We start from the raw sequence: 16013 nt of genomic DNA, 5'->3' as shown, positions 1-16013 counted from the left end.
CGCCAGGCTGCGGCACCACCGGCACCGGCTTCGCTGCCCCCGGTGGTACACAGCCAAACTGCCTTCCCACGCAATCCAGCAGCGCGTGGGCAGCTATCCCTGCGATAGCACCCCCTTCTCCCCTGCCCCGCCATGAAGCCTTTTTTACGCACCCAGCTGGAGCGTTACGCCCAGCGCCTGGAAGAACTGGACTTTCTGCTCTCCCGTGAAGACATCATGGGCGATATGCAGCAGTACCGCCGCATCTCGCGCGAGCATGCCGATGTCACCGCCGTGGCCGGCCGCTACCGCCGCTATCTGCAGTGCGAGGCCGACATCGCCGCCGCGCGCGAGATGCTGGAAGACCCCGACATGGCGGAAATGGCCCAGGAAGAAATCGAAAGCGGCGAGGCCGAGCTGATCAAGCTGGAAGACGAGCTGCAGCGCCTGCTGCTGCCCAAGGACCCCGACGATGCCCGTCCCGCCTTTGTCGAAATCCGCGCCGGCACCGGGGGCGACGAATCCGCGCTGTTTGCCGGTGACCTGGCCCGCATGTACACCCGCTATGCCGCCAACGTGGGCTGGAAGGTGGAGGTGATGAGTTCCAACGAAAACGAAATCGGCGGCTACAAGGAAGTGGTGCTGCGCGTGGACGGAGACGATGTCTACGGCGCGCTGCGCTTTGAGTCCGGCGGCCACCGCGTGCAGCGCGTGCCCGCCACCGAGACACAAGGCCGCATCCACACCAGCGCCTGCACCGTGGCCGTGATGCCCGAGCCCGACGAGCACCAGGCCATCACGCTGAACCCGGCTGATCTGCGCATAGACACCTTCCGCGCCAGCGGCGCCGGCGGCCAGCACATCAACAAGACCGACTCGGCCGTGCGCGTGGTCCACCTGCCCACCGGCATCGTGGCCGAATGCCAGGACGGCCGCAGCCAGCACAGCAACAAGGCCAAGGCCTTGCAGGTGCTGCAGGCCCGTATCCAGGAAAAGGAACGCAGCGAGCGTGCCGCCAAGGAGGCCGCGCTGCGCAAGGGCCTGATCGGCTCGGGCGACCGCTCAGACCGCATTCGCACCTACAACTTCCCCCAGGGCCGGCTCACCGACCACCGCATCAATCTGACGCTGTACAAGCTGCTGGCCGTGATGGAGGGTGACCTGGGTGATGTGCTGCAGGCCTTGCAACACGCCCGCGAGGCCGAGCTGCTGGCCGAGCTGGAGGCCCAGTAAATGCGGCGGGCTACGGCATGGCTGGCAGGCGCTTGGCTGGCATTCGCCCTGGGCGCCCAGGCCCAACCAGTGCGCAAGCCTTCGGCCTATGAGTCGGGTGCGGGCAGCCCCGTGCAGGCTGCGGCCAACCGCGCCAGCGGCGATGCATTGCCGGCACTCGCAAACCAGGCCGACTTTGACCGCCTGGCCCGTGTCTACGACGCAGGCAGCCCAGGCGCCATGCCCCATGTGCTGTTCGCCATCGACCGCCATGCCCGCCCCGCGCCGCGCCTGTACTTCATCAACACGCCGCGCTTTCAGCTGCACGACAATTTTCTGCGCCACCAAGGCCTGCTCACAGGCGACCGCGCAGCGCTGAACCGCAACTACCGCGACGCGGACCGGCGCTTTCTGCTGGGCACGCTGAGCTGGCAGCCCGCACTGTCGGGCTACACCTACGAATTCTGGGAAGGCGACCGTCTCACCCCCGCGCTGCTGCGCACCACGGCGCAAAGCCTGCAGGCCGGATTTTTTGCACCGCTGCGCTTCAAGGCCAACTCCACGGCCCAGCAGGCTGTGGGCGAGGCCGCCGGCAAGCATGTGGTCACGCAGGAAGCCCTGCTGGGCGCACAGACCTTTATCGCGCTGAACACCGGCGCCGCCGTGGGGCGGCTGCGGATTGCCGCAACCGCCGAGGCGGCTGTGCAACTGGCGCCGCAGGACATTGTGGTGCTGCGCGAGGTGCCCATCAGCCTGCCACCGGTGTCCGGTGTGCTGACCGAGCGCCCTTCCACCGTGCTGTCCCATGTCAACCTGCTGGCGCGCGGCTGGGGCATACCCAATGCCTTTGTGCAGGACGCTGCCCGCCAGTTGGCCCGCTGGGATGGCCAATGGGTACACCTGGAAGTACGCGCCTCGGACTATGCCGTGCGCGCCGCCACCGAGGCTGAACGCCAGACCGCGCAACAGGCGCTGCAACGCCGTGCCGCGGCCCGCACCGGCGGCCAGCGCCTGACCATTGCCCCCGATCTGCGCCAAAGCGCGCTGCAACCGCTGTCCGCACTGCGCCAATCCGGCCGCAAACACTGCGGCGCCAAGGCAGCCAATCTGGGCGAGGTGAATGCCGCCCGCCTGGAGCATGTGCAAGTGCCCGACGGCTTTTGCATTCCCTTTGCGGCCTATGCCGACTTCATGCGCCAGCACGGCCTGGCCGAGCGCATTGCGCGCATGCGCCAGCAGCCCGGCTTTGCCAGCGATGCTGGTGTGCGCCGCCAGGCCCTGAGCGCGCTGCGCGAGGAAATCAGCCACTGGCCACTGGATGCCAGCCAAGCCCAGGCCTGGCAGCAGCGCTGGCAGAGCCAGCTGACAGGCCAGGGCGTGTTTGTGCGCAGCTCCTCCAGCTCGGAAGACCTGCCCGGCTTCAGCGGCGCCGGCCTGTACACCACCGTGCCCAATGTGCGCAGCGCCGAGGGCCTGGCCACGGCCGTGCGCCAGGTCTGGGCCTCGGTCTACAACTTCGAGGCCTGGGAGGCGCGGGCCGCCGCCGGCATTGCCGAGTCCGAAGTGGCCATGGCGGTGCTGGTGCAAACAGCGGTGGACTCCAGCGCCTCGGGCGTCATGATCACCCGCGACCCGTTTGACACCACGCGCCGCCATGCCACCTATATCGCGGCCAAGCGCGGCATTGGCATCCGCGTGGTCGAAGGCCAGCGCGTGGCCGAACAAATCCTCTACTCCAGCCGCTCCAAGGCCATACAGGTGCTGAACCGCTCTGCCGACGATGTGGCCCTGCAGTTGGACCCCGCCGGTGGCGTGCGCGAAGTGCCCACCACCGCAGGCCGCGCCGTGCTCACCGACGCCCTGGTACCACGTCTGGCCGCCGTGGGCCTGGCGGTGCAGCGGCGCTTTGGCGGACAGGCCCAGGACATTGAATGGGCGCTGCAGGGCGAGCAAATCCTGGTGCTGCAGGCACGCCCTTTTGTGGACGCCCCGCGCCGCTGAACCCGCCCCCTTTCCTTTCTGCCTGGAGCATTTGCACTGCCGTGACCGAATCCGCCCACACCCCCTTGCCCACCGTGGCCCAGGCCTTGCAGCAGGCGGCCGCACAAGGCCTGGCGCGCATCGACGCCCAGATGCTGCTGCTGCACTGCGTGGGCCAAGGCGATGCGGGCCGCGCCTGGTTGCTGACCCATGACAACGACGCCCTCACCCCGGCACAGGCCGCGCAATGGGGACAGCTGCTGTCGCGCCGCCTGGATGGAGAGCCCGTGGCCTATCTGACCGGTCACAAGGAATTCTTTGGCCTCAGTCTGCAAGTGGATGCCCGCGTGCTGGACCCCCGCCCCGATACCGAAACCCTGGTGGAATGGGCGCTGGAGCTGCTGCAGCCGCTATCAAAACCGAAGGTAGCCGACCTGGGCACGGGCAGCGGCGCCATTGCCCTGGCCTTGCAACACCAACGCCCCGACGCCGAAGTCACGGCCGTGGATGCCAGCCTGGACGCCCTGGCCGTGGCCAGCGCCAATGCCCAGCGTCTGCAGCTGCCTGTGCGCTTTGTGCACAGCTCCTGGCTGGAGCAGCTGGAGGGTTTGTTTGATGCCATCGTCACCAACCCGCCCTATATCCGCGAAGATGACCCCCATATGCCCGCGCTGCACCACGAACCGCGCCAGGCCCTCACCAGTGGGGAAGATGGTCTGGATGACATCCGCGCCATCGCGGCCCAGGCGCCGGCCCGGCTGACCGCGGGTGGCTGGCTGCTGATCGAGCATGGCTGGGACCAGGCCGAAGCCGTGGCCGCCCTGCTGCAAACCGCGGGGTTCACCGCTGTCCAGCACCGCCACGACCTGGCCGGCATTGTGCGTTGCACGGCAGGGCAATCACCCACAGCCCACAGCCGGGTGCAGACAGTGAAATAATCAACGGCAATGCTGCATGGCAATGCGCCTGCAGATCCCTTACAAGGAGAACCCCATGAGCGACGTTCAACAACGCATAGACCAACTGGTCAAGAACAACGACATCTTGCTGTTCATGAAGGGCAGCGCCAGCTTCCCCATGTGCGGCTTCTCCGGCCGTGCCGTGCAGATTCTGAAGGCCTGCGGCGTGGAGCCCAAGGCCATTGCCACGGTGAACGTGCTGGAAGACCAGGAAATCCGCCAGGCCATCAAGGACTACAGCAACTGGCCCACCATTCCCCAGCTGTATGTGAAGGGTGAGTTCATCGGCGGCTCGGACATCATGATGGAGATGTACGAGTCCGGTGAGCTGCAGCAGTTGATCCAGGGCTAAGAGATGAAGCTCCCCCTGAGCCGCTTCGCGCCGTCCCCCTCTCTCGCTTCGCGGGAGGGGGACGGCGCCAGCGCGGCGGGGCGGCCCTTGCGCGGCGCCCTGATGGGGGCGCTGCGCCAGTTGCATGGGTTCGATATGCAACTGCAAAACACGATGCCAACGCCAATGGCCAGCATGGCTGGCATGGCCTTTGCTCGCCTCACTCAGCCCTATCAAGCCGCCCCTTAGAGGGCGGTTTTTCGTTTCTGGCCGCCAGGCAGCGGCGCAAGAGTAGATGAAAGCCGGCATGCAAAGGAGGCATGCGCCCCGGTGACATTCGGCAGTCACCCGCCACCCCACTCGCCTATGACCCTGACCCAAAGCCTGATCATCATTGCTGTTCTGATCTCCGCCAGCGCCTTCGTGGCCGTTGCGGAAATATCCCTGGCCGCTTCCCGTCGCCTGCGCCTGCGTCAAATGGCCGACGAGGGTGACCCCCGTGCAGAAAAAGCCATGAAGATGCAAGAGCAGCCCGGTGACTATTTCACTGTGGTGCAGGTGGGACAGAACGCCATCGCCATCCTGGGCGGTATCGTGGGCGAGGGCACGTTCAGTGGCGGCTTTGCCGAGGTTCTGGCCTGGTGGCTGCCCGCCAGCACGGCGCAGAGCATGGGCTCGGTGCTGTCCTTTTTCCTCATCACCTCGCTGTTCATTCTGTTTGCCGACCTTCTGCCCCGGCGCCTGAGCATGTCCCAGCCGGAATACCTGCTGCTGCGCGTGCTGGCTCCGATGCAGCTGTGCATGAGCCTGCTCAAGCCCATCGTCTGGTTCTACAGCCGCATCACCGATGCCCTGTTCCGCCTGTTCGGCCTGCCCATGGTGCGTGACGAGCGCATCACCTCGGACGATATTCTGGCCATGACCGAAGCCGGCACCCGCGCCGGCGTGCTGGAACGGCGCGAGCAACAGGTGATTGCGAATATCTTTGAGCTGGACACGCGCACCGTATCCTCGGCCATGACGCAGCGCGAAAGCGTGGCCTATTTCCTGCGCGACGACCCCGACGCAGTGATCCGCGCCCGCATTGCCGAGGAGCCCTATTCCACCTACCCGGTGTGCGATGGCGATATCGACCATGTGGTGGGCTATGTGGACGCCAAGGACCTGTTCCAGCGCGTGCTGAACAACCAGCCCATTTCGCTGCAGGACGGCAGCAGCCTGGTGCACAAGGCCTTGATCGTGCCCGACCGGCTGACGCTGGCCGAGGTGCTGAACCAGTTCCAGCAGGTGCACGAGGACTTTGCCATCATCCTCAACGAATACAGTCTGGTGGTGGGCGTGGTCACGCTCAATGACGTGATGAGCACGGTGATGGGCGACCTGGTAACGGCCGATGACGAGGAGCAGCAGATCGTGCGCCGCGATGCGCATTCCTGGCTCATCGACGGTGTTACCCCCATCGACGATGTGATCCGCGCCCTGGACCTGGAAGAAATGCCGCATGACGACGAATACGAGACCCTGGCGGGTTTTCTGATGGTCATGCTGCGCCGTGTGCCGCGCCGCACCGACAGCGTGGACTGGGGGGGCTACAAGTTCGAGGTGATTGACGTGGACAGCTACCGCATCGACCAGGTGCTGGTTTCCCGTCTCAGCGATGGGCTGATGCCCCCGGCCCCACCCGCCTTGCCCACACCCGAGCTGCCCCCGCCGCTGAATACCGGCGTGCCCGACGCCCCGGCGGCCGGCCAGCACCCGTTGGTGCCCTGAGAGCGTGTTCACGCTCTGAGAACCCTGTGGATGCTCTGAGCATCTGCATCGCCAAAAGGCTGCTGCGGCAGCCTTTTTCGTTTCTACGATTTCCAATTTTGATAGCAGCCTGTGCTTACAGGCTGTGCTTTCAAGAGCTTTCAGGCGCTGCCCAGCATCCAGTAGCGCTGGGCCGCCAGCACCGCGCTCGGGTAAGCATGCTGGCCCCGGCTGCCGTGGTAGCGCCCCAGGGCCATGGCCATATCGCCACGCTCACGGTCCAGATAGTGGCGCAGTATCACGCAGCCATAGCGCAGATTGGTCTGCAGCTGAAACAGCTTGCCCGCATCGCCGTCGCCTATGGTCCGCGCCCAAAACGGCATGACCTGCATATAGCCGCGTGCACCGGCCTGCGAGATGGCGTGCTGGCGAAAAGCGCTTTCCACCTGCACCAGGCCCAACACCAGAGACACCTCCAGCCCGGCGCGGCCGGCCTCATACCAGGCGGTCTGCAGAAAGTCGCGGCGCACGGAGGCATCGCCCTGGCGCGGTGCCAGCCGCTGGCTCATCTGCACCAGCCAGCGCAGATAGGCCATGCGCGCCTCGGTGCTGGCAAATACCGGCTCCGGCAGCGCCAAACCGCCCAGGGCCGCGCGCAGCGCGGTGCGCACGGCATCGGCCAGCGGCTCCTCCAACTGGCCACCGGCATGGGCCTGGGTGCTACGGCCCAGGCCCAGCATCCAGGTCGCGACCGCGCCCAGGCAGGCGCGGCGGGAGCAAGCGCCTGTGCTTGCATGCCGCATTTCCATGGGAGAGTCCTTTCCACCAAGCCCTGCACCAGTCCCTGCGTGAAGGCATAAAAAAAGGCAGCGTTGCCGCTGCCTTTTTGTCATGGGGAAAAGCTTAGTTCAAGCCCAGCTGCGCCTTGAGGTGCGACAAAGCGTCGCCCGTGGCGATCTTGGTGGCTTCTGCATCGCGGCGGTGCTGGTATTCCACCACGCCGTCCTTGAGGCCACGATCACCCAACACCACGCGGTGGGGCACGCCAATCAGCTCCCAGTCGGCCAGCATGGCGCCTGGGCGCTCGTCGCGGTCGTCCAGGATCACGTCCACACCCAGGGCCAGCAGGGCCTCATAGAGTTTGAAGGCTTCTTCCTTGACGGCTTCGCTGCGGCCCATGCCAATAGGGCAGATCACCACGGTGAAAGGCGCAATCGCGTCGGGCCAGATGATGCCGCGCTCGTCATGGTTCTGCTCGATGGCCGCAGCCGGCAGGCGGGTGATGCCGATGCCGTAGCAGCCCATCTCGAAGTGCTGGGGCTTGCCGTTGTCGCCCAGGAAGGTGGCATTCATGGCCTGGGAATACTTGGTGCCCAGGTAGAACACATGGCCGATTTCAATGCCGCGTTCGATGGCCAGCACACCGGCGCCATCGGGCGACTTGTCGCCAGCCACCACATTGCGCAGATCGGCCACCACGGTGGGCTCGGCCAGGTCGCGGCCAAAATTCACACCGGTGATGTGGAAGCCCTCTTCATTGGCGCCGCACACCCAGTCGGCCATCACGGCCACATCGCGGTCCACCACGATGTTCACCGGCAGCTTCAGACCGACAGGGCCCAGGTAGCCGGGCTGGCTGCCAAAGTGGGCTTCGATCTCGGGCACGCTGGCAAAGCGGAAGCCCGCCAGGCCTTCGACCTTGCTCACCTTGATCTCGTTCATCTCATGGTCGCCGCGCAGCAGCAGCAGCCAGACCTGGGTCTTGACGATCAGGCCCTTGTCGTCGAGCTCGTCGGTGGCCAGCACCAGCGACTTCACGGTCTGGGACAGCGGCAGGCCCAGTTGCGCGGCCACGGCCTCGCAGGTGCTGTTGCCGGGGGTAGCCACCTTGGCCATGGACTGGCTGGCAGCGGGGCGAGCCTGCGTGGGCGCCAGGCTTTCGGCCTTTTCGATGTTGGCGGCGTAGTCGCTCTGAGGGCAGTAGACGATGGCGTCTTCGCCGGTGGAGGCGATCACCTGGAACTCTTCGCTCAGATCGCCGCCAATGGCGCCGCTGTCGGCGCGCACGGCGCGGTACTGCAGGCCGAAGCGGTCAAAGATGCGCTGGTAGGCCTGGCGCATGGTCTGGTAGCTGATCTGGGCGCCGGCGTGGTCCTTGTCGAAGGAGTAGGCATCCTTCATGGTGAACTCGCGGCCACGCATCAGGCCAAAGCGGGGGCGGCGCTCATCGCGGAACTTGGTCTGGATCTGGTAGAGGTTCTTGGGCAGCTGCTTGTAGCTCTTGAACTCCTGGCGGGCGATGTCGGTCACGGCCTCTTCGCTGGTGGGTTGCACCACAAAGTCACGGCCATGGCGGTCCTGGATGCGCAGCAGCTCGGGGCCCATCTTGTCGAAGCGACCGGTTTCCTGCCACAGCTCGGCGGGCTGGATCACGGGCATGGTGACTTCCATGGCACCGGCGCGGTTCATTTCCTCGCGCACGATGGCTTCGACCTTGCGAATCACGCGCAGGCCCATGGGCATGTAGTTATAGATGCCGGCACCCAGCTTTTTGATCATGCCAGCCCGCGTCATGAGCTTGTGGCTGACCACTTCGGCATCGGCCGGAGCTTCCTTGAGGGTGGAGATAAGAAATTGGGAGGCTTTCATTGGGAGCGCAAACGGAATATGAAGCCGCCGACCTTGCCGGGGGCAAGGCACCGTGCATAATGGCCTCAATAGACAAAATTGGGGTTCGATTATGCTTGACCGGGACGGATTTCGCCCGAACGTCGGCATCATCCTGCTCAACCACAAGAACCAGGTGTTCTGGGGAAAACGCATCCGCACCCACAGCTGGCAGTTTCCGCAAGGTGGCATTGATCGGGGCGAAACGCCCGAGCAGGCCATGTTCCGTGAACTGCATGAAGAAGTGGGGCTGAAGCCCAACCACGTTCGCGTGGTGGCCCGCACCCGGGATTGGTTGCGCTACGAGGTGCCAGACCGTTACATACGCCGTGACGCGCGGGGTCATTACAAGGGGCAAAAGCAGATCTGGTATTTGCTGCAGCTGACCGGACACGACTGGGATTTGAACCTGCGTGCCACCGACCACCCCGAGTTCGATGCCTGGCGCTGGAACGATTACTGGGTGCCACTCGATGTGGTGGTGGAGTTCAAGCGCGGGGTGTATGAAATGGCGCTCACCGAGCTGGCCCGCTTTCTGCCCCGCTATGAGCAGCGCAACCGCTATCTGCGCAGCGGCATGCGTGGCCGGGATGGTGCCCCGGCGCAGGAAGCAGACCCCATGGTGCCCCAGCAACGCCTTGGCCTGCTGCTCAACCCCGGACTGGAACTGCCTCCCGGCGCCAGTTTCGACCCTGACCCACAGTCCTCCCAGGACCCGCAATCCTGAAGCGCGCTAACAAAAAGATCAAAAAAAGGAGTGGCATGCCACTCCTTTTTTTATAGCTACTTTTGCAGCCGCAACTAGCGCGCTATCACCACCATGTTATCGCGGTGCACCATCTCGGGCTCGGCCATATAGCCCAGCAGGCGCTCGATTTCGCTGGAGGCATGGCGGCACAGCAGCCGCGCTTCCGAGCTGGCGTAATTGGCCAGTCCACGCGCCAGCTCCTGGCCTTGCGGGTCGCGCACGGCAATCACCTCGCCGCGCGAGAAGTCGCCCTCCACGGCCGTCATGCCAATGGGCAACAGACTTTTGCCTTCGGCACGCAACACGCGGGCCGCGCCGGCATCCACGGTGACGGCGCCGCGCAGCTGCAGGTGATCCATCATCCACTGCTTGCGTGCCTGGTTTTTGTGCGTGGCTGCCACCAGCAGCGTGCCAATGGCCTCGCCCTGGGTCAGGCGCAGCAGCACGTCCTGCTCACGCCCCCAGGCGATGACGGTAGACGCCCCCGAGCCCGCCGCGCGCTTGGCCGCCAGGATCTTGGTCAGCATGCCGCCCTTGCCAATGCTGGAGCCTACGCCGCCGGCCATGGCTTCGAGCTTGAGGTCGCCGGCCACGGCTTCATGCACAAACTGGGCATCGGGGTTGCTGCGTGGATCGGCCGTGTACAGGCCTTTCTGGTCGGTGAGGATGATCAGGGCATCGGCTTCCACCAGATTGGCCACCAGCGCCCCCAGGGTGTCGTTGTCGCCGAACTTGATCTCGTCATTGACCACGGTGTCGTTCTCGTTGATCACCGGCACCACGCCCAGTTGCAACAGCGTCAGCAGCGTGACGCGGGCGTTGAGATAACGCTCGCGGTCGGCCAGATCGGCATGGGTGAGCAGCACCTGGGCGCTGCCCACGTTTTGCTCGCGCAGCTTGGTCTCGTACATCTGCACCAGGCCCATCTGGCCCACGGCGGCGGCAGCCTGCAGCTCATGGATTTCCTTGGGCCGCGAGGCCCAGCCCAGACGCTTCATGCCTTCGGCGACCGCGCCGCTGGAGACCATGATGAGTTCGCGCTTGATGCCGCCCTCACCATGCACCAGGGACGCCAGCTGGCGCGACCATTCGCTGATGGCAGCCTCATCCAGGCCTCGCCCTTCGTTGGTGACCAGACTGGAACCGACCTTGACCACGATGCGACGGGCATCGCGCAACACACTGGAAGCCATTTTTTATCAGCGTTTTAGGGCTGCAAATCGCTAGCTATAAGCTTTTGCAGCTATCAATTCAAAAGCAAAACAGCGCCACCCTGGGGGTGACGCTGTCGACCTGCAAATCTTAGCCGTTCTCAGGCCACACGCTAGTCAATATCGCGCGGCGCAAAGCGCGGATCGCTCAGGTCCGGACCGGCATCGCCTTCCGCTTCGACAAAGCGCAGATCGACTTCCTTGGGGCCCTGCTCCAGCAGCTGCTGGGCATGGACATGCTCGTAGATCTTGCGAATCAGCGGCTCGCAGCCTTCGCGCGTCAGCGCCGAAATCTCGAACACCGGGCCCTTCCACTTGAAGCGCTTGACGAAGTCCTTGACCTTGGCCGCGCGCTCTTCGACCGGCACCATGTCCAACTTGTTCAGCACCAGCCAGCGCGGCTTGCTGTGCAGGCCTTCGTCGTATTTGCGCAGCTCTTCCACAATGGCCTTGGCTTGCGCCACGGGGTCCACACCCTCGTCGAACGGCGCAATGTCCACCACATGCAGCAGCAAGCGGGTGCGCTGCAGATGGCGCAGGAACAGATGGCCCAGACCCGCGCCTTCGGAAGCGCCTTCGATCAGGCCCGGAATATCGGCCACGACAAAGCTTTGCTCGGGCGCCACACGCACCACACCCAGATTGGGGTGCAAAGTGGTGAAGGGGTAGTCGGCAATCTTGGGACGGGCGTTGGACACCGCCGCAATAAAAGTGGACTTGCCCGCATTGGGCATGCCCAGCAGACCCACATCGGCCAGCACCTTCAGCTCCAGCTTCAGGCTTTTGCGCTCGCCAGGGTAGCCCGGTGTTTTCTGGCGTGGAGCGCGGTTGATGGCGCTCTTGAAACGCAGATTGCCAAAGCCGCCATCGCCGCCCTTGGCAATGGTGATCTTCTCGCCCGGCTCCAACAGCTCATACAGCACTTCGCCGGTTTCGGCGTCGGTGATGATGGTGCCCACCGGCATGCTCAAGGTGATGTCGTCGGCCGCAGAGCCGAACATGTCCGAGCCCTTGCCATGCTCGCCGCGCTTGGCCTCGTGGCGGCGCGAATAACGGTAATCGACCAGGGTGTTCAGATTGGGATCGGCCACGGCGTACACATGACCGCCCCGGCCGCCATCGCCCCCGTCCGGGCCGCCGAATTCCTTGTATTTTTCGTGCCGGAACGACACGCAGCCATTGCCACCATCACCGGCTGCAATGTCAATAAAAGCTTCATCGACGAACTTCATGGGGTATCCCGCTACTCTGGAAAAGCTGTCGCATGCGGCAAAAGACACCGCATACGACAAAAGCCGGCGCATCCGGCACCGGGCAAGCATACCGCCAGGCGTGCAAGCCAGCGGCAAGACCGGGTTTTCTGCCCGGTTGAAACAGCAAAGCCCCGACAGGTCGGGGCTTTGCTGGGGTCTGGTGAAGACCGTCGCTTAGACGGGAGTCACGCTGACCGTGTGCTTGGACAGGGCACCCTTGGTTTCAAAAACCACATTGCCTTCGACCAGAGCAAACAGGGTATGGTCCTTGCCCACGCCGACATTGGTGCCGGGGTGGAACTTGGTACCACGTTGACGCACGATGATGGAACCAGCGCTGATCAGCTGACCACCAAAGGCCTTCACACCCAGCATTTTTGGCTTGGAATCACGTCCGTTGCGCGTAGAGCCGCCGCCTTTTTTCTGTGCCATGACTAAGCTCCTTCAGAATTAAGCAGCAACCGCCACGATTTGCAGTTCGGTGAACTGCTGGCGATGGCCTTGAGACTTGGCGTAATGCTTACGACGACGCAGCTTGAAGATGCGCACCTTGTCGTGCTTGCCGTGAGCAACCACAGTTGCCTTCACAGTTGCGCCGGACACCAGGGGCGTGCCAACCTTCAGTTCAGAGCCGTTGCCGACTGCCAGAACCTGGTCGATCACGATTTCCTGGCCTACGTCCGCAGCAATCTGTTCTACTTTGATTTTTTCGCCAGCGGCAACGCGATATTGCTTGCCACCGGTTTTTATGACCGCGTACATGTAAACCTCTTTCAAAGGGGAATCATCCATGAACAAATTTCCATGGAGCCCAAAAGTATACCACTCCTTGAAATTGTCCGCATGTCGCACCACAGTGATGCCGCATGCTCGCGCCTACGGGCACGCAGGGCTTCCTATAATCCCTGGCTCTTGAAGGCGGTTATTTTGACTACAGCTCATACCAACACCAATCCGCTGGCCCTCATCGCGGACGACATGCACGCGATGGATCGCGTCATCGCCCAGTGCCTGACCACCAGCGTCCCGCTGATCGGGCAGATCTCCCAGTACATCATTGCAGCAGGTGGCAAACGCCTGCGCCCAGCCCTGCTGCTGCTGCTGGCCCGCGCCCTGTCCTGCGACGACCAGCGCCGTTTTGACCTGGCTGCCGTAGTGGAGCTGATCCATACCGCCACGCTGCTGCACGACGATGTGGTGGACGAGTCCACCCTGCGCCGAGGCCGCCCCACGGCCAACGAAAACTTTGGCAACCCCGCCAGCGTGCTGGTGGGTGACTTTCTGCACACCCGCTCCTTCCAGATGATGGTGGCCGCCGGCAATATGCGCATATTGCAAGTGCTGTCGGACGCCACCAACATCATTGCCGAAGGCGAGGTGCAGCAGCTGATCAACACCCATGACGCTTCGCTGACCGAAGCCGGCTACCTCCACGTCATCCGCTCCAAGACCGCCAAGCTGTTCGAGGCCAGCGCGCAAATCGCCGCCATTCTGGCCGGCGCCACGCCGGAGCAGGAGGCCGCCAGCGTCATCTATGGCCAGGCCCTGGGCACCGCCTTCCAAATCATTGACGACGTGTTGGACTACGACGGCGATGCCGCCGAAATGGGCAAAAACCTGGGCGACGACCTGCGCGAAGGCAAGTGCACCTTGCCGCTGATTGTGGCCATGCAACGCGGCAGCGCCGAGCAATCCGCCCTGATCCGCGAAGCCATCGAACAAGGCTCCACCGACAAGCTGACCGACATCCTGGCCATCGTGCGCGCCACCGGCGCACTGGACGTCACGCGCCAAACCGCACATGACGAAGCCATGCGCGCCATCGGTGCGCTGGACGCCTTGCCAGCACATGAAAGCACCACCGCCATGCGCCAGCTGGCCTCCCAGCTTTTGCTGCGTCGCACATAAATTGGGATTACAATTTCTGCTTTCTCGGACGCATACGCCGCAGAAAATCGAAAGAGTCTCAAGTCGGGGTGTAGCTTAGCCTGGTAGAGCGCTACGTTCGGGACGTAGAGGCCGGAGGTTCGAATCCTCTCACCCCGACCATCCACTTTCTGCCACCTGAAGCCTGCGCAAGCAGGCTTTCGTGTCTATGCAGCCCATGCGTGATGCAGGATGATGCCAAGCATCACCCACTCCTGCTGCCACACACCTCCATGGCTGCGCCGTCTCCCGCCTCCTCTGCAGCGCGCGCTTCGGCGTCCGGACTGGGACATGCCCTGGTCCAGGCCAAGCAGCTGCCCGCCCATGTGGCGGAAGCGCTGCACCGCCAGGCATCCAGCGCCAAGACCAGCTTTGCGGCCGAGCTGATCGCCTCTGGAACCATGAGCGCAGCCACCCTGGCTACAGCAAGTGCACAGATTTTTGGCCTTCCGCTGCTGGATGTGACGGCACTGGACCCGGCGCAGCTGCCGCGCGAGCTGCTGGACCGGAAAATCTGCAGCACCCACACACTGCTGCCCCTGGCCCGGCGCGGGAAAAAGCTGATCGTGGCCACGGCAGACCCGAGCAACCAGGAGGCAGCCAAGCAGATCAAGTTCACCACCCAGCTGAATGTGGAATGGGTGGTGGCCGAGTACGACCAGTTGCTCCAACTGCTGGACGCCAGCCACCACAGCACTGCCAATGCCCTGGACCGCCACACCGGCATGCCCGAGGAATTTGTCTTTGAAAACATCCAGGACATGCCCGCCGAAGAGGCAAACAACAGCAGCCTCCGCCACGAGGTGGAAGATGCCCCGGTCGTCAAATTCCTGCACAAGATGCTGCTGGACGCCGTCCGCATGCGCGCGTCCGACCTGCATTTCGAGCCCTACGAGCACCACTACCGCGTGCGTTTTCGCATCGACGGCACGTTGCGTGAAATCGCCGCGCCTCCGATTGCCATCAAGGACAAGCTGGCCTCGCGCATCAAGGTGATCTCCCGGCTGGACATTGCCGAAAAACGCGTGCCTCAGGACGGGCGCATGAAGCTCAAGGTGGCTGCCAACCACGTCATCGATTTCCGTGTCTCCACCCTGCCCACGCTGTTTGGCGAGAAGATCGTGATCCGCGTCCTCGACCCCAGCAGCGCAAAAATAGGCATAGACGCCCTGGGCTACGAAGCCCCCGAAAAAGCGCGCCTGCTCCAGGCCATACAGCGCCCCTACGGCATGATTTTGGTCACCGGCCCCACGGGATCGGGCAAGACGGTGTCGCTCTACACCTGTTTGAACCTGCTGAACCAGCCCGGCGTGAACATTGCCACCGCCGAAGACCCTTCGGAAATCAATCTGCCCGGCGTCAACCAGGTGAATGTCAACGAAAAGGCCGGACTGACCTTTGCCTGCGCGCTGCGGTCTTTTTTGCGCCAGGATCCGGACATCATCATGGTGGGCGAAATCCGCGACCTGGAAACGGCCGATATCGCCATCAAGGCGGCGCAAACAGGGCATCTGGTGCTATCCACGCTGCACACCAACGATGCGCCCTCCACCCTCACGCGCATGCGCAACATGGGCGTTGCACCGTTCAACATCGCCTCCAGCGTGATCCTCATCACCGCCCAACGTCTGGCGCGGCGCTTGTGCGAGGCCTGCAAGGCACCGGTCGACCTAGCTGCACACACCTTGCTGGAAGCCGGCTTTACCGAGGAGGCGCTCGACGGCTCCTGGCGGCCCTACCACGCCGTGGGCTGCGCGGCCTGCAACCAGGGCTACCAAGGGCGCGTCGGCATCTACCAGGTCATGCCCATCAGCGAGGCCATGCAACACATCATCCTGCGCGACGGCAGCGCGCTGGAGATGGCCGCGCAGGCCAGAGCCGAGGGCGTACGCTCGCTGCGCGAGTCCGGCCTGCACAAAGTCAGATGGGGCCAGACCTCGCTGGAAGAGGTGCTGGCCGTTACCAACAGCTAAATATTCCACGCGTGCGCCCATCGCA

At 63.9% G+C, this 16013-nt stretch carries 14 protein-coding genes and 1 tRNA gene; 9 read left to right on the top strand and 6 right to left on the bottom strand.

Going from position 1 to position 16013, the window contains the following annotated elements:
• The first annotated feature begins 132 nt into the window (after window positions 1-132).
• The 5 genes from prfA to ACA027_RS04245 all read left to right on the top strand — a co-directional run bounded on the left by prfA (window position 133) and on the right by ACA027_RS04245 (window position 6231).
• Complete coding sequence (gene prfA, locus ACA027_RS04265; protein WP_370681160.1) at window positions 133-1212, top strand: peptide chain release factor 1; 1080 nt, start codon at window positions 133-135, stop codon at window positions 1210-1212.
• The gene (locus tag ACA027_RS04260) at window positions 1213-3192 is read left to right on the top strand and encodes a PEP/pyruvate-binding domain-containing protein (protein WP_370681159.1); all 1980 of its coding nucleotides are present in this window, start codon (window positions 1213-1215) and stop codon (window positions 3190-3192) included.
• A gap of 41 nt (window positions 3193-3233) precedes the next feature.
• Window positions 3234-4109 carry a peptide chain release factor N(5)-glutamine methyltransferase gene (prmC, locus tag ACA027_RS04255; RefSeq protein ID WP_370681158.1) on the top strand — a complete coding sequence of 292 codons (876 nt, stop codon included), beginning with the start codon at window positions 3234-3236 and terminating at the stop codon, window positions 4107-4109.
• A gap of 55 nt (window positions 4110-4164) precedes the next feature.
• Entirely contained in the window at window positions 4165-4482 is a 318-nt protein-coding gene (gene grxD / locus ACA027_RS04250; RefSeq protein ID WP_370681157.1) for a Grx4 family monothiol glutaredoxin, read from the top strand.
• Between the two features lie 345 nt (window positions 4483-4827).
• On the top strand, window positions 4828-6231 hold the full coding sequence (locus tag ACA027_RS04245; RefSeq protein WP_370681156.1) for a hemolysin family protein: 1404 nt from the start codon (window positions 4828-4830) through the stop codon (window positions 6229-6231).
• Between the two features lie 140 nt (window positions 6232-6371).
• On the opposite strand, the gene ACA027_RS04240 is transcribed toward ACA027_RS04245, so the two are convergent.
• Window positions 6372-7019: a transglycosylase SLT domain-containing protein gene (locus tag ACA027_RS04240; protein WP_370681155.1), complete on the bottom strand. Its 648-nt coding sequence runs from the start codon at window positions 7017-7019 to the stop codon at window positions 6372-6374.
• A gap of 94 nt (window positions 7020-7113) precedes the next feature.
• Window positions 7114-8859: a proline--tRNA ligase gene (locus ACA027_RS04235; protein ID WP_370681154.1), complete on the bottom strand. Its 1746-nt coding sequence runs from the start codon at window positions 8857-8859 to the stop codon at window positions 7114-7116.
• Between the two features lie 91 nt (window positions 8860-8950).
• Here ACA027_RS04235 and ACA027_RS04230 point away from each other — a divergent pair, with 91 nt between their 5' ends.
• Window positions 8951-9604, top strand: a complete 654-nt coding sequence (locus ACA027_RS04230) for an RNA pyrophosphohydrolase (protein WP_370681153.1) — start codon at window positions 8951-8953, stop codon at window positions 9602-9604.
• A gap of 74 nt (window positions 9605-9678) precedes the next feature.
• On the opposite strand, the gene proB is transcribed toward ACA027_RS04230, so the two are convergent.
• The 4 genes from proB to rplU all read right to left on the bottom strand — a co-directional run bounded on the left by proB (window position 9679) and on the right by rplU (window position 12851).
• Window positions 9679-10818, bottom strand: a complete 1140-nt coding sequence (gene proB, locus ACA027_RS04225) for a glutamate 5-kinase (RefSeq protein WP_370681152.1) — start codon at window positions 10816-10818, stop codon at window positions 9679-9681.
• Between the two features lie 131 nt (window positions 10819-10949).
• Window positions 10950-12068, bottom strand: coding sequence for an Obg family GTPase CgtA (gene cgtA / locus ACA027_RS04220; protein ID WP_370681151.1), 1119 nt, complete (start codon window positions 12066-12068; stop codon window positions 10950-10952).
• 195 nt (window positions 12069-12263) lie between these two features.
• Window positions 12264-12521: a 50S ribosomal protein L27 gene (gene rpmA / locus ACA027_RS04215; RefSeq protein WP_066540535.1), complete on the bottom strand. Its 258-nt coding sequence runs from the start codon at window positions 12519-12521 to the stop codon at window positions 12264-12266.
• An 18-nt stretch (window positions 12522-12539) separates the two neighbouring features.
• Window positions 12540-12851 carry a 50S ribosomal protein L21 gene (gene rplU, locus ACA027_RS04210; protein WP_370682508.1) on the bottom strand — a complete coding sequence of 104 codons (312 nt, stop codon included), beginning with the start codon at window positions 12849-12851 and terminating at the stop codon, window positions 12540-12542.
• Window positions 12852-13067: 216 nt separating this feature from the next.
• On the opposite strand from rplU, the gene ACA027_RS04205 reads away from it, so the two are divergent.
• The 3 genes from ACA027_RS04205 (at window position 13068) to pilB (ending at window position 15988) form a co-directional block, all read left to right on the top strand.
• Window positions 13068-13997 (top strand): polyprenyl synthetase family protein, encoded by a 930-nt coding sequence (locus tag ACA027_RS04205; RefSeq protein ID WP_370682507.1) that lies wholly within the window; start codon window positions 13068-13070, stop codon window positions 13995-13997.
• A gap of 64 nt (window positions 13998-14061) precedes the next feature.
• Window positions 14062-14138, top strand: a tRNA-Pro gene (locus tag ACA027_RS04200).
• A gap of 110 nt (window positions 14139-14248) precedes the next feature.
• Window positions 14249-15988, top strand: coding sequence for a type IV-A pilus assembly ATPase PilB (pilB, locus tag ACA027_RS04195; RefSeq protein ID WP_370681150.1), 1740 nt, complete (start codon window positions 14249-14251; stop codon window positions 15986-15988).
• The last annotated feature ends 25 nt before the right edge of the window (window positions 15989-16013 follow it).

Source organism: Comamonas sp. GB3 AK4-5 (genome assembly GCF_041320665.1).
Lineage (GTDB): Bacteria > Pseudomonadota > Gammaproteobacteria > Burkholderiales > Burkholderiaceae_C > Comamonas.
This window is presented reverse-complemented; position numbering and strand designations above follow the sequence as displayed.

Coding starts and splice junctions, on each gene's coding strand:
- prfA (WP_370681160.1), top strand. CDS start 133: ATGAAGCCTTTTTTACGCACCCAGCTGGAGCGTTACGCCCAGCGCCTG.
- ACA027_RS04260 (WP_370681159.1), top strand. CDS start 1,213: ATGCGGCGGGCTACGGCATGGCTGGCAGGCGCTTGGCTGGCATTCGCC.
- grxD (WP_370681157.1), top strand. CDS start 4,165: ATGAGCGACGTTCAACAACGCATAGACCAACTGGTCAAGAACAACGAC.
- ACA027_RS04245 (WP_370681156.1), top strand. CDS start 4,828: ATGACCCTGACCCAAAGCCTGATCATCATTGCTGTTCTGATCTCCGCC.
- ACA027_RS04240 (WP_370681155.1), bottom strand. CDS start 7,019: ATGGAAATGCGGCATGCAAGCACAGGCGCTTGCTCCCGCCGCGCCTGC.
- ACA027_RS04235 (WP_370681154.1), bottom strand. CDS start 8,859: ATGAAAGCCTCCCAATTTCTTATCTCCACCCTCAAGGAAGCTCCGGCC.
- ACA027_RS04230 (WP_370681153.1), top strand. CDS start 8,951: ATGCTTGACCGGGACGGATTTCGCCCGAACGTCGGCATCATCCTGCTC.
- proB (WP_370681152.1), bottom strand. CDS start 10,818: ATGGCTTCCAGTGTGTTGCGCGATGCCCGTCGCATCGTGGTCAAGGTC.
- cgtA (WP_370681151.1), bottom strand. CDS start 12,068: ATGAAGTTCGTCGATGAAGCTTTTATTGACATTGCAGCCGGTGATGGT.
- rpmA (WP_066540535.1), bottom strand. CDS start 12,521: ATGGCACAGAAAAAAGGCGGCGGCTCTACGCGCAACGGACGTGATTCC.
- rplU (WP_370682508.1), bottom strand. CDS start 12,851: ATGTACGCGGTCATAAAAACCGGTGGCAAGCAATATCGCGTTGCCGCT.
- ACA027_RS04205 (WP_370682507.1), top strand. CDS start 13,068: ATGCACGCGATGGATCGCGTCATCGCCCAGTGCCTGACCACCAGCGTC.
- pilB (WP_370681150.1), top strand. CDS start 14,249: ATGGCTGCGCCGTCTCCCGCCTCCTCTGCAGCGCGCGCTTCGGCGTCC.